Here is a 13,268-nt window from a genome sequence, read left to right as displayed (position 1 = left end):
CACGCCGCGGGTGCGTCATGTCAGGGAACTGCCTAGACGATCACTCGTACGAGAAGATGCTGCCCAGCTTGTCCATGCGCTCGAGCGCCATGCCCGAACCGCGCACGACGCAGGTGAGCGGATCTTCGGCGACGAGCACCGGCAGGCCGGTTTCTTCCGCGAGCAGGCGATCGAGGTCGCGCAGCAGCGCGCCGCCGCCCGTCAGCATCATCCCGCGTTCGGCGATGTCGGCGCCGAGTTCGGGCGGCGTCTGCTCGAGCGCGATCTTCACCGACGACACGATCTGGTTCAGCGGATCGGTCAGCGCCTCGAGGATTTCGTTGCTCGAGATCGTGAAGCTGCGCGGAATGCCTTCCGACAGGTTGCGGCCCTTCACTTCCATTTCCTTGACTTCGGAGCCCGGGAACGCGGAGCCGATTTCCTTCTTGATCGCCTCGGCGGTCTGTTCGCCGATCAGCATCCCGTAGTTGCGGCGGATGTAGTTGACGATCGCCTCGTCGAACTTGTCGCCGCCGACGCGCACCGAACCCTTGTACACGATGCCGCCGAGCGAGATCACGCCGACTTCGGTCGTGCCGCCGCCGATGTCGACGACCATCGAGCCGGTGGCTTCCGACACCGGCAGGCCCGCGCCGATCGCGGCCGCCATCGGCTCCTCGATCAGGTAGACCTGCGATGCGCCGGCGCCGTGCGCGGCTTCCTTGATCGCGCGGCGCTCGACCTGGGTCGAGCCGCACGGCACGCAGATGATGATGCGCGGCGACGGCGAGAACATGCGCGATTCATGAGCGGTCTTGATGAACTGCTTGATCATCTGCTCGGTGACGGTGAAGTCGGCGATCACGCCGTCCTTCATCGGGCGGATCGCCTCGATGTTGCCCGGCACCTTGCCGAGCATCTGCTTGGCTTCCTTGCCGACCGCCTGGATCGTCTTCTTGCCGTTGGGGCCGCCTTCCTGGCGGATCGACACGACGGACGGCTCATCGAGGACGATGCCCTTGCCGCGCATGTAGATCAGGGTGTTTGCGGTGCCGAGGTCGATCGCAAGATCGTTGGAGAAGTAGCTGCGCAAAAAACCGAACATTCAGAATCCTGTTTCGCTCTGGGCCGGCCCTGCTTAGCGGACGCTGAGGGCGGCAGCGGAAAAAATAACAGCCTCGGGAAGCGTGGCGGAAGCGGCCGCCGCGGCGCACGAAGCTGCGAGTGATGTCTACCGGGGATCGCACGAAGCACGCACGGCTTGCCGAAGCGGGGCGAAACGGTGCGGGAAAAGGCTGCCGGGTTTGGGTCGAACGCGTAATGATACCTTATAATTTCACGGTATTTGAATCGAAACGGGCGGTATTTTTGCCGCTTCGGCCCCGATTTTTGAGGGTGGGATCGCACCCTCCAACCCCCCGCCGCAGCGCTGCTTTCGATGCGCTGCGCAGCCTTGTTTTTCCGGTGATCGCATGGCCCTGACCCTGACCGATGTGAAACGCATCGCGCACCTCGCGCGACTCGAAATGGCCGACGCCGACGCCGAGCACATGCTCGGCCAGCTCAATGAATTCTTCGGGCTCGTCGAGCAGATGCAGGCGGTCGACACCGCCGGCATCGCGCCGCTCGCCCACCCGATCGAACAGATCCAGCAAGTCGCGCAGCGCCTGCGCGACGACGCCGTGACGGAAGTCGTCAATCGCGACGACAACCAGCGTCCGGCGCCGGCCGTCCAGGACGGCCTCTACCTCGTGCCGAAGGTGATCGAGTAAGCATTCGATGACAAGCGCGCCGGCCGCCCTGCGCCGCGCGCCACCCAGAATTCCCAGGAAAACCACTCAATGCACGCAAAAAGCCTCACCGAACTGCGCGCCGCGCTCGCCGCCAAGGAGTGCTCGGCCGTCGAGCTCGCGCAGCTCTACCTGAAGCGGATCGACGCCGCACGCGACTTGAACGCGTTCGTCCAGGTCGACACCGACCTGACCCTCGCGCAGGCGAAAGCCGCCGACGCGGAACTCGCGCGCGGCGCGGGCGGCGCGCTCACCGGCCTGCCGATCGCGCACAAGGACGTCTTCGTCACGCGCGGCTGGCGCTCGACCGCCGGCTCGAAGATGCTCGCGAACTACGAGAGCCCGTTCGACGCGACCGTCGTCGCCCGCCTGCAGGCGGCCGGCATGGTCACGCTCGGCAAGACCAACATGGACGAGTTCGCGATGGGCTCGTCGAACGAGAATTCCGCGTTCGGCGCGGTGAAGAACCCGTGGGACACGAACGCCGTGCCGGGCGGCAGCTCGGGCGGCAGCTCGGCCGCCGTCGCCGCGCGCCTCGCGCCGGCGGCAACCGGCACCGACACCGGCGGCTCGATCCGCCAGCCCGCGTCGTTCGCGGGCGTGACGGGCATCAAGCCGACCTACGGCCGCGTGTCGCGCTACGGGATGATCGCGTTCGCGTCGTCGCTCGACCAGGGCGGCCCGATGGCGCAGAGCGCGTCCGACTGCGCGCTGCTGCTGAACGGGATGGCCGGCTTCGACGAGCGCGACTCGACGAGCCTCGAGCGCGACGACGAGGATTTCACGCGCCACCTCGGCCAGCCGTGGGCGGCCGGCAACGATGCGGGCAAGCCGCTCGCGGGCCTGCGTATCGGCCTGCCGAACGAGTATTTCGGCGACGGCCTCGCCGACGACGTGCGCGCGGCGATCGACGCGGCGCTGAAGCAGTATGAGGCGCTCGGCGCGACGCTCGTGCCGGTGTCGCTGCCGAAGACGGAACTGTCGATCCCCGTGTACTACGTGATCGCGCCGGCGGAAGCGTCGTCGAACCTGTCGCGTTTCGACGGCGTGCGTTTCGGCCATCGTGCCGCGCAGTACGGCGACCTGCTCGACATGTACAAGAAGTCGCGCGCCGAAGGCTTCGGCCCCGAGGTGAAGCGCCGCATCCTGGTCGGCACGTACGTGCTGTCGCACGGCTACTACGACGCGTACTACCTGCAGGCGCAGAAGATCCGCCGCATCATCGCGAACGATTTCCAGGAAGCGTTCAAGACTTGCGACGTGATCATGGGCCCGGCGTCGCCGACGGTCGCATGGGATCTCGGCGCGAAGGGCGACGATCCGGTGCAGATGTATCTCGCGGACATCTACACGCTGTCGGTGAGCCTCGCCGGTCTTCCCGGCATGAGCGTGCCGTGCGGCTTCGGCGCGGGCGCGAACGCGAAGCGCCCGGTCGGCCTGCAGATCATCGGCAACTATTTCAACGAAGCCCGGATGCTGCAGGTCGCCGACGCGTTCCAGCGCGCGACCGACTGGCACAAGCAAGTTCCGGCAGGGGTGTAAGCAATGGCTACTCAATGGGAAGTCGTCATCGGTCTCGAGACGCACGCGCAACTGTCGACCGTCTCGAAGATTTTCTCGGGCGCGTCGACGCAGTTCGGCGCCGAGCCGAACACGCAGGCCTGCCCGGTCGACCTGGCGCTGCCGGGCGTGCTGCCGGTGCTGAACCGCGGTGCGGTCGAGCGGGCGATCCGCTTCGGCCTCGCGATCGGCTCGACCATCGCGCCGCGCAGCATCTTCGCGCGCAAGAATTATTTCTACCCCGATCTGCCGAAGGGTTATCAGATCAGCCAGTACGAGATTCCGGTCGTGCAGGGCGGCCGGATCACGATCCAGGTGCCCGCCAACGAGAAGGCCGGCAAGCCGGCCTACGAGAAGACGGTCAACCTGACCCGTGCGCACCTCGAGGAAGATGCGGGCAAGTCGCTGCATGAGGACTTCGCCGGGATGACGGGGATCGACCTGAACCGCGCGGGCACGCCGCTGCTCGAGATCGTCACCGAGCCGGAAATGCGCAGCGCGGCCGAGGCCGTCGCGTACGCGAAGGCGCTGCACGGGCTCGTCGTGTGGCTCGGCATCTGCGACGGCAACATGCAGGAAGGCTCGTTCCGCTGCGATGCGAACGTGTCGGTACGCCCGGTCGGCCAGGAGAAGTTCGGCACGCGCGCGGAAATCAAGAACCTGAACTCGTTCCGGTTCCTCGAGGAAGCGATCAACTATGAAGTGCGTCGCCAGATCGAGCTGATCGAGGACGGCGGCGAGGTCGTGCAGGAAACGCGCCTCTACGATCCGGACAAGCGCGAGACGCGTTCGATGCGCAGCAAGGAAGACGCGCACGACTACCGCTACTTCCCCGACCCCGACCTGATGCCGCTCGTGATCGGCCAGGACTGGATCGAGCGCGTGCAGTCCGGGATGCCCGAGCTGCCGGCCGCGATGCAGCAGCGCTTCGCCGACGAGTACGGCGTGTCCGCGTACGACGCGGGCGTGCTGACGTCGAGCAAGGCGATGGCCGCGTATTTCGAGTCGGTGGTCGCGAAGGCCGGCGCGGCGAACGCAAAGACCGTCGCGAACTGGCTGATGGGCGACGTGTCGTCGCAGCTGAACCGCGACGGCATCGAGATCGACGCGATCCCCGTGTCGGCCGCGCAGCTCGCGCTGTTGCTGCAGCGCATCGCCGACGGCACGATCTCGAACAAGATCGCGAAGGAAATCTTCGCGACGATCTGGGACGAGAAGGCGACCGACGAAGGTGCGGCCGACCGCATCATCGACGCGAAGGGGCTCAAGCAGATCTCCGACACCGGCGCGCTGGAAGCGATCATCGACGACGTGCTCGCGGCGAACGCGAAGTCGGTCGAGGAATTCCGCGCGGGCAAGGAAAAGGCGTTCAACGCGCTGATCGGCCAGGCGATGAAGGCGACCAAGGGCAAGGCCAATCCGCAGCAGGTCAACGAACTGCTGAAGAAGAAGCTCGGCTGAGCATGACCGCGCGCCTGAACCGCGCTTGACGGCGGGCCGCCTCGAACCAGTTCGGGGCGGCCCGTTGCGTTTGGCGGATGCGTTATCGTATGCGCCACACCGTCCAACGGAGGAACGAATGGCGAAACAACCGTCTCTCGACGATTTCCGCGTGCCTGAATTCACGCGCGAGAAGGAAGCCGCCGCATTCAAGCTCGATGCGTTCGACCCGGCCGCGAAGCCGTTTTCGTCCGGCTCGAAGGACGCCGACCGCGAACGCCTGTCGGCCGTGTCGACCGAGCTCGACGTCCAGCAGGAGCGCCTGCACACGCAGCAGAAGAAGCGCGTGCTGCTCGTGCTGCAGGGGATGGACACCAGCGGCAAGGACGGCACCGTGCGCGCGGTGTTCCGCGAGGTCGACCCGCTCGGCCTGCGCGTCGTGTCGTTCAAGGCGCCCACGCCGATCGAGGCCGCGCACGATTTCCTGTGGCGCGTGCACGCGCAGGTGCCGGCCGCGGGCGAGCTCGCGATCTTCAACCGCAGCCACTACGAAGACGTGCTGGTGCCGCGCGTGCTCGACGCGATCGACGCGAAGGAGTGCGAGCGCCGCTACCGGCAGATCCGCGATTTCGAGACGATGCTGCACGAAAACGGCACGACGATCGTCAAGTGCTTCCTGCACATCTCGAAGGACGAGCAGCGCGCGCGGCTGCAGGCGCGCATCGACGATCCGACCAAGCACTGGAAGTTCGACATCGCCGATCTCGATGCGCGCAAGCACTGGGACGCCTACCAGTCCGCATACCGCGACGCCCTCGCCGCGACGTCGGTCGAGCATGCGCCGTGGTACGTGATCCCCGCGAACTCGAAGACGCACCGCAACGTGATGATCGCCGAGCTGCTGCTGCGCACGATGACCAACATGAAGCTGGAATTCCCGCCGCCGAAGCCCGAGCTCGAAGGCGTGAAGATCCGTTAAGCTGCCACCCTGTAAAAACATCGAACTGAACGGAACCCGACATGATGCGAGTGATTACCGCCAACCTGAACGGCATCCGCTCCGCCGCGAAGAAGGGCTTCTTCGACTGGCTCGGCGAACAGAACGCCGATTGCGTGTGCGTGCAGGAAATCAAGGTATCGGCCGACGACCTGCCGGCCGAATTCGTCGAGCCGCACGGCTTCAAGAGCTATTTCCACCACGCCGAGAAGAAGGGCTACAGCGGCGCGGGCGTGTACAGCCGCCGCGAACCCGACGACGTGATCATCGGCTTCGGCAGCAGCGAATTCGATGCCGAAGGGCGCTACGTCGAGGCGCGCTACGGCAAGCTGTCGGTCGTGTCGGTGTACGTGCCGTCCGGTTCGAGCGGCGAGGAGCGCCAGCAGGCGAAGTACCGCTTCATGGACGAATTCATGCCGCACCTCGCGCAGCTCAAGAAGAAGCGCGAGGTGATCCTGTGCGGCGACGTGAACATCGTCCACAAGGAAATCGACATCAAGAACTGGAAGAGCAACCAGAAGAACTCGGGTTGCCTGCCGGAAGAGCGTGAATGGCTCACGAAGCTGTTCGACGACGTCGGTTATGTCGACGTGTTCCGCACGCTCGACCCGCGTCCCGAGCAGTACACGTGGTGGAGCAATCGCGGCCAGGCGTACGCGAAGAACGTCGGGTGGCGGATCGACTACCAGATCGCGACGCCGGGCGTGGCCGGTACCGCGAAACGCACGTCGATCTTCAAGGACATCAAGTTCAGCGATCACGCGCCGCTGACGATCGACTACGACTACGCGAAGTGATTGCCGGCGCTGCGCCGCGTGCGCAGTCGCCGAATGCGAAACGGGCCGCATGTCGAACATGCGGCCCGTTTCGTTTGAAGCGGGGCTTACTGCTTGATCGACGCCATGTCGATCACGAAGCGGTACTTCACGTCGCTCTTCAGCATCCGCTCGTAAGCGGCATTGATCTGCTGCATCGGAATCGTCTCGATATCCGACGTGATCCCGTGCTGCGCGCAGAAGTCGAGCATTTCCTGCGTTTCCGCGATCCCGCCGATCAGCGAGCCCGCGAGGCGGCGGCGCTTGAAGATCAGGTTGAACACCTGCGGCGACGGGTGATCGTGTTCCGGCGCGCCGACGAGCGTCATCGTGCCGTCGCGCTTCAGCAGGTGCAGGAACGGGTTCAGGTCGTGCTGCGCGGCGACCGTGTTCAGGATGAAGTCGAAGCTGTTCAGGTGCGCGTTCATCTGCGCTTCGTCCTTCGAGATCACGACTTCGTGCGCGCCGACGCGCTTGCCGTCCTCGATCTTCGACGGCGACGTCGTGAACAGCACGACGTGCGCGCCCATCGCGCGCGCCAGCTTCACGCCCATGTGGCCGAGGCCGCCGAGCCCGACGATGCCGACCTTCTTGCCGGGGCCGACGTTCCACTGCCGCAGCGGCGAGTAGGTCGTGATCCCCGCGCACAGGAGCGGCGCGGCGCCGGCCGGGTCGAGCGTGTCCGGCACGCGCAGCACGAACGCCTCGTCGACGACGAGTTGCGTCGAATAGCCGCCGTACGTGACGTCGCCCGTCACGCGATCCTGGCCGTTGTAGGTGCCGACGAAGCCGTTCTCGCAATACTGCTCGAGCCCTTCGGCGCAGCTCGGGCAGGTGCGGCACGAATCGACGAGGCAGCCGACGCCGACCAGCTCGCCGACCTTGAAGCGCGAGACCTGCGGGCCGGTCGCCGTCACGCGGCCGACGATCTCATGACCCGGCACGACCGGGTAGATCGTGTTGCGCCATTCGTTGCGCGCCTGGTGCAGGTCCGAGTGGCAGACGCCGCAGTAGAGGACGTCGATCTGGACGTCGAGGTCGCGCAGCGCGCGACGCTGGAATTCGAACGGGGCGAGCGGCGACTGCGAATCGGTCGCCGCGTAGGCATAGGTAGTGCTCATGCGATGGGCTCCTTGTCCGGAACGGATCCGGCGAAACAGACTGCCGTCGCATCATGTGGCGATGCGGCGAGGCAGGACGTCATCGTAAGGATCGCGGCGCGCCGGCGAAATACACGAAGGTCTCGAAGATTTGCCTATTCCTCTTGAACTGCACGCGAACAGCCGTCAAAACGCGTGCAGGCTGCTACATTGCAAGCCAGATTCTCTTGCCGCGCAGGACCACGCCGATGAGCTTCCAACCCCTTTTGGCCGACGCGGGCGACCGCGTGCAGCGCCGCATGATCGAGCTGCACACGCATCTCGCGCCGAACGAGGGCGATACGCTCGCGGCGCTCGACGGCGTGCGCCTGATCCGCGTGAGCCGTCCCGTGCCGCGCCTGCCCGTGCTGTACGAACCGAGCATCATTGTCGTGTGCCAGGGGCGCAAGCTCGGCTATCTCGGCGACCGCTCGTTCGTCTACGACGCGCAGCAGTACCTGGTGCTGTCGGTGCCGCTGCCGTTCGAATGCGAGACCTTCGCGAGCATGGACGAGCCGTTTCTCGCGATCTCGATCCGCGTCGACCTCGCGGTGATCGCCGAGCTCGCGATCCTGCTCGACGAGACGCTCGGCGCGGCCGTCAGCGAACCGCTCGGCGTCTATTCGACGCCGCTCGACGCGCCGCTGGCCGACGCGGTCGTGCGGCTGCTCGAAGCGCTCGCATCGCCGCACGACACGCGCGTGCTGGGGCCCGCGATCATGCGCGAGATCGCCTATCGCGTGCTGACGGGCGAGCAGGGCGACGCGATGCGCGCGGCGCTCGTGCAGCAGCATCACTTCGGCCGTATCGCGAAGGCGCTGCGGCGCATCCATGCGGAACTGAACGCCGACCTCGACGTCGAGACGCTCGCGCGCGAGGCCGGAATGAGCCTCGCGGTGTTCCACGCGCAGTTCAAGCACGTGACGGCGACGTCGCCGATGCAGTACGTGAAGGCCGCGCGGCTGCACCAGGCGCGGCTGATGATGGTGCAGGACGGGATGGGCGCCGGCACGGCGGCCGCGCGCGTCGGTTATGCGAGCGCGTCGCAGTTCAGCCGCGAGTTCAAGCGGCTGTTCGGCCGCAGCCCCGGTGACGAGGTGCGCTGGATGCGTGAAAGCGGGGTCCGCCCAGTCGCGACCGGGGTGGACGCGTAGCGTCCGGCGTTACCCGGCGGCGCGCCGGACGACCTTGCGCCGTTGCGCGCTGATGCCCGCATAGTCGGGCAGCGCGTCGACCCGCTTGCCGATCGCCTTCGCATACAGCGGAATCAGGTCGGGCAGCCGGTTCAGCAGGTCCTGGCGTCGCGCGGTGCTGTACGGATGCGTGTAGATGAAGCCCGTCGCCTTGTTCGCGCGCGTCGCGACCGCGAGCTTGTCCCACAGCGTGATCGCGGCGCGCGGATCGAAGCCCGCGCGTGCGGCGATGTCGCCGCCGATCACGTCGGCTTCGGTCTCGTCGGTCGGCTCGTAGTGAAGCGACTGCAGGCGCTCGCCGAGATTCAGCGCCTGCGGCAGCGGATCGCCGACGCCGAACAGCGGCGGCAGCGCGGCCGCCCGCAGCGACGTCTGCGACGTCGCGCTGAAGTTGCTGCGCGCGTGTTCGCGCAGCGCGTGCGCGATGCCGTGCGCGAGCAGCACGCCGAGCTCGTCGTCGTTCAGGCGGATGCGGTCGAGCATGCCGCCGTACACGAGCACCTTGCCGCCCGGCAGGCAGGTCAGGCGGATGTCGCGCGAGCGGATCGCGTTGACGTCCCAGGCCCAGCTCTTCACGCGGTCGTTCCACTTCACCGAATACGGCGCGAGCTTCGCGACGATCGCGCGCAGGCGTTTCACGCGCGGCTGGTTCGCGGGCAGCAGCCGGTTGCTGTCGGCGGCCGTCTGCACGATCTGCGCATATTCGTTCGCGGTGAGCTGTTCGAGCAGCGGCGACGGGATCAGCGTGCGGAACGCGATCGCGTTGCCGTAGCGGACCTGCTGCTGAGGCGTTTGCGCATACGCCTTCGCCGGCGCGGCGGCGCCGGTCGGCTGCGCGGCTTCGGCGGCGGACGGCGCCACGGGCGCGGCGGAAGTCGCCGGCGCGGGCGGTGCGGCGGGCCCGGAGCCCGCCGCGGTCGCGGCGGCGTCGGATGCGTGCGCGAACGACGCCGCAAGTGCCGCGGCGCCGATGCTCAGCGAGGCCGCCGCGCGCGCGACGCGGTGCAGGCGGTCACTGCGCACGGCTGGCCTCGCCGTTGCGGGCGGTACCGTTCCACGGCGCGATCTTGAACAGCAGCAGCATGCCGGGAATCGCGAGCGCGGTACACACGATGAAGTAGTCGAACCAGCCGATCTTCGCGACGATGAAGCCGCTCGCGGCCGACGCGAGCGTGCGCGGCACCGACGCGAGGCTCGTGAACAGCGCGAACTGCGTGGCCGTGTAGCGCGGGTCGGTCGTGCTCGCGATATAGGCGACGAACGCGGCCATCGTCAGGCCCGTCGTGAAGGTTTCGAACCCGTAGACGATCGCGAGCGCGACCGTCATCGGGCTGAATTGCGGCGCGACGGCGATGCCGAACACCGACAGCGCCGATGCGATCGCATGGCTCGTCGAGACGGTGAAGTCGTACAGCATCGCGAGTACCGGCGAGCCGGGGCCGAGCTGCGCGAGCCACGCGAAGCCGAGCGTCGACACCATCTGCAGCGCGCCGAAGATCCACAGCCCGCGACCGATGCCGATCTTCACGAGCCAGATGCCGCCGATGATGCCGCCGGCGACGCTCGCGACGAGCGCGGTGGTCTTCGCGACAATGCCGATCTCGGTGCGCGAGAAGCCGATGTCGAGGAAGAACGACGTCGACAGCGTGGTGGCCATCGTGTCGCCGATCTTGAACAGGAAGATGAACGCGATGACGAGCAGCGCGCCGGCCCAGCCGTCGCGCTGGATGAATTCGCGGAACGGCAGCACGATCGCGTCGCGCAGGTTGCGCGGCGGCGTGCCGACCACTTCGGGCTCGCGCACGAGCAGCGTCATCAGGATGCCCGGCAGCATGAACGCGCCGGTGAGCGCGAACACCGCGTCCCACGGCATGTGGTCGGACAGGATCAGCGCCAGCGAGCCGGGGATCAGCGCGGCGAGCTTGTACGCGTTCACGTGCACCGCGTTGCCGAGGCCCTGCTCGGTGTCGCGCAGCAGCTCGCGGCGGTACGCGTCGATCACGATGTCGGAGCTCGCGCCGAAGAACGCGACGAGCGTCGTGAGCGCGGCGACCGTCCAGATCGAGTCGCGCGGCGACACGAAGCCGAGCGCGGCGATCGCGCCGGCGACCAGCACCTGCGTGAGCAGCATCCAGCCGCGCCGGCGGCCCGGCCGCCAGCCGGGCAGGCGCGGGATGTAGCGGTCCATCAGCGGCGCCCACAGGAACTTCCACGTATACGGGAACTGGATCAGCGCGAACAGGCCGATTTCCTTCAGGTTCACGCCCTCGGAGCGCAGCCATGCCTGCACCAGGTAGACGAGCGTGAAGAGAGGCAGGCCTGACGTGAAGCCGAGGAACACGCAGATCAGCATGTGCGTGTTCAGATAGGCTCGCCAGCCGGGGTGATCCTCGTGAGCGGTGAGTGCGGGCGCCTCGTGTGGCGTTTTCGACATGGACTGGAACTGGGTAGCGTTGACTGATTGCGGCGGCAGCGCGCGGCGGGGGCGGCGCGGGCCGGGCCCGGCGTCCGTCAACGGCCCCCCGGCTCAGCTGCGCTTGACGCGGTAGACAGCAAGACTACCACGCCAGTTCGCTCCCCATCGAATCGGCTGGCCCTCGTGCAGCACGACGCGGTCGAGGATCGTGACGCCGACTTCGGGCGCGAGCGCCTCGAAATCCTTGATCGTCAGCACCCGCACGTTCGGCGTGTTGTGCCACTGGTACGGCAGCGATTTCGACACGGGCATGCGGCCGTGCAGCACCGACAGCCGGTGCGGCCAGTAGCCGAAGTTCGGGAACGACACGATGCACTCGCGGCCGACGCGCGCCGTTTCGCGCAGGATCGCGGCCGTCTGGTGGATCGTCTGCAGCGTTTGCGACAGGATCGCGATGTCGAAGCTGTGGTCCTCGAACAGCCGCAGGCCGTCCTCGAGATTCTGCTGGATCACGTTGATGCCGTTCTTCGCGCTCGCGAGCACGCCCGCGTCGTTCAGCTCGATGCCGTAGCCGGTGACGTCCAGTTCCTCCATCAGCAGCGCCAGCAGCGAGCCGTCGCCGCAGCCGAGGTCGAGGACGGTCGAGCGCGGCTCGACCCAGCGCGCGATCGTGCGGAAATCCGCGCGCGCGGACAGGGAATTCAGCGCTTGCTGGTTCATGCACCCACCTCGTTGGCGATTCGTTCGTAATACGCGCGGATCAGGTTGTGATAGCGCGCGTCGTCGAGCAGGAACGCGTCGTGACCGTGCGGCGCATCGATTTCCGCGTAGCTGACCGTGCGCTTGTTGTCGAGCAGCGCCTTCACGATCTCGCGCGAGCGCGCGGGCGCGAAGCGCCAGTCGGTCGAGAAGCTCGCGATCAGGTACTTCGCCTGCGTGTGCGCGAGCGCGGCCGTCAGGTTGCCGTCGAACGCCTTCGCCGGGTCGAAGTAGTCGAGCGCGCGCGTGATCAGCAGGTACGTGTTCGCGTCGAAGTAGTCGGCGAACTTGTCGCCCTGGTAGCGCAGGTACGATTCGACCTCGAATTCGACGTCGAAGCTGAAGTTGTACGCGTCGAGCGCGCCGTCGGCGCGGCGCAGCGCGCGGCCGAATTTCTCGGCCATGTCGTCGTCGGACAGGTACGTGATGTGGCCGATCATCCGCGCGACGCGCAGGCCGCGCTTCGGTTTCACGCCGTGCGCGTAGTAGTCGCCGCCGTGGAAGTCGGGATCGGACAGGATCGCCGAGCGCGCGACCTCGTTGAACGCGATGTTCTGCGCGGACAGCTTCGGCGTCGACGCGACGTCGATGCAGTGCGCGACGCGCTCCGGATACATCAGGCTCCACGCGAGCGCCTGCATGCCGCCGAGGCTGCCGCCCATCACCGCGGCGAAGCGCTCGATGCCGAACGCGTCGGCGACGCGCGCCTGCGCATGCACCCAGTCCTCGACGGTCACCACCGGGAACTTTGCACCGTACGGCTTGCCGGTCGACGGATCGATGCTCATCGGGCCGGTCGAGCCGAAACACGAGCCGAGGTTGTTCACGCCGATCACGAAGAAGCGGTTGGTGTCGAGCGGCTTGCCGGGGCCGACCATGTTGTCCCACCAGCCGGTGCTGCGCGGATCGTCCGCGTAGACGCCGGCGACGTGGTGCGACGCGTTGAGCGCGTGGCAGACGAGCACCGCGTTCGAGCGCGCGGCGTTGAGCTCGCCGTACGTCTCGACGACGAGCTGATAGTTGCCGATCACGCTGCCGCTTTGCAAGCGCAGCGGTTCGGCGAAGTGCATGGTCTGTGGAGCGACGATGCCGATCGATTCCATTCGTTCCGCCTTATGACTGGGCGGCTAAATGGTGTCGGCGAGGCGCGGAGTCGGAGATGCGCGGCTGACGACCTCTT

12 protein-coding genes are annotated in these 13,268 nt (G+C 67.0%); 6 read left to right on the top strand and 6 right to left on the bottom strand.

The genetic code is table 11. From position 1 onward, the window contains the following. Positions 1-40: 40 nt before the first annotated feature. The gene (locus tag AC1VVG_RS16365; protein ID WP_004189550.1) at positions 41-1,084 is read right to left on the bottom strand and encodes a rod shape-determining protein; all 1,044 of its coding nucleotides are present in this window, start codon (positions 1,082-1,084) and stop codon (positions 41-43) included. Positions 1,085-1,451: 367 nt separating this feature from the next. Between AC1VVG_RS16365 and gatC the strand changes: the two genes are divergently transcribed. The 5 genes from gatC to AC1VVG_RS16340 all read left to right on the top strand — a co-directional run bounded on the left by gatC (position 1,452) and on the right by AC1VVG_RS16340 (position 6,563). After that, entirely contained in the window at positions 1,452-1,751 is a 300-nt protein-coding gene (gene gatC / locus AC1VVG_RS16360) for an Asp-tRNA(Asn)/Glu-tRNA(Gln) amidotransferase subunit GatC (protein ID WP_034190237.1), read from the top strand. A gap of 69 nt (positions 1,752-1,820) precedes the next feature. Then, the gene (gatA, locus tag AC1VVG_RS16355; protein WP_482835844.1) at positions 1,821-3,311 is read left to right on the top strand and encodes an Asp-tRNA(Asn)/Glu-tRNA(Gln) amidotransferase subunit GatA; all 1,491 of its coding nucleotides are present in this window, start codon (positions 1,821-1,823) and stop codon (positions 3,309-3,311) included. A gap of 3 nt (positions 3,312-3,314) precedes the next feature. After that, positions 3,315-4,790 carry an Asp-tRNA(Asn)/Glu-tRNA(Gln) amidotransferase subunit GatB gene (gene gatB, locus AC1VVG_RS16350; protein WP_034190239.1) on the top strand — a complete coding sequence of 492 codons (1,476 nt, stop codon included), beginning with the start codon at positions 3,315-3,317 and terminating at the stop codon, positions 4,788-4,790. Between the two features lie 118 nt (positions 4,791-4,908). Then, entirely contained in the window at positions 4,909-5,748 is an 840-nt protein-coding gene (locus AC1VVG_RS16345) for a polyphosphate kinase 2 family protein (RefSeq protein ID WP_059561486.1), read from the top strand. A gap of 41 nt (positions 5,749-5,789) precedes the next feature. Next, entirely contained in the window at positions 5,790-6,563 is a 774-nt protein-coding gene (locus AC1VVG_RS16340; protein ID WP_034190241.1) for an exodeoxyribonuclease III, read from the top strand. An 86-nt stretch (positions 6,564-6,649) separates the two neighbouring features. On the opposite strand, the gene AC1VVG_RS16335 is transcribed toward AC1VVG_RS16340, so the two are convergent. Beyond that, positions 6,650-7,702, bottom strand: coding sequence for an NAD(P)-dependent alcohol dehydrogenase (locus tag AC1VVG_RS16335; protein ID WP_034190242.1), 1,053 nt, complete (start codon positions 7,700-7,702; stop codon positions 6,650-6,652). A gap of 227 nt (positions 7,703-7,929) precedes the next feature. Here AC1VVG_RS16335 and AC1VVG_RS16330 point away from each other — a divergent pair, with 227 nt between their 5' ends. Then, entirely contained in the window at positions 7,930-8,874 is a 945-nt protein-coding gene (locus AC1VVG_RS16330; protein WP_034190243.1) for an AraC family transcriptional regulator, read from the top strand. Between the two features lie 9 nt (positions 8,875-8,883). On the opposite strand, the gene AC1VVG_RS16325 is transcribed toward AC1VVG_RS16330, so the two are convergent. From AC1VVG_RS16325 to metX, 4 genes are all read right to left on the bottom strand, one after another. Beyond that, positions 8,884-9,936, bottom strand: a complete 1,053-nt coding sequence (locus AC1VVG_RS16325) for a M48 family metallopeptidase (RefSeq protein ID WP_069706568.1) — start codon at positions 9,934-9,936, stop codon at positions 8,884-8,886. Next, the gene (locus AC1VVG_RS16320; protein WP_059561492.1) at positions 9,926-11,347 is read right to left on the bottom strand and encodes an AmpG family muropeptide MFS transporter; all 1,422 of its coding nucleotides are present in this window, start codon (positions 11,345-11,347) and stop codon (positions 9,926-9,928) included. The genes AC1VVG_RS16325 and AC1VVG_RS16320 overlap by 11 nt, the downstream gene beginning before the upstream one ends. Before the next feature lie 93 nt (positions 11,348-11,440). Next, a complete protein-coding gene (gene metW, locus AC1VVG_RS16315; RefSeq protein ID WP_034179337.1) occupies positions 11,441-12,049 on the bottom strand; it encodes a methionine biosynthesis protein MetW in 609 nt (202 codons plus the stop codon). After that, positions 12,046-13,191 (bottom strand): homoserine O-succinyltransferase MetX, encoded by a 1,146-nt coding sequence (gene metX, locus AC1VVG_RS16310; RefSeq protein WP_034190246.1) that lies wholly within the window; start codon positions 13,189-13,191, stop codon positions 12,046-12,048. The genes metW and metX overlap by 4 nt, the downstream gene beginning before the upstream one ends. Positions 13,192-13,268 lie beyond the last annotated feature (77 nt).

It is taken from the genome of Burkholderia sp. L-4 (genome assembly GCF_056856535.1).
This window is presented reverse-complemented; position numbering and strand designations above follow the sequence as displayed.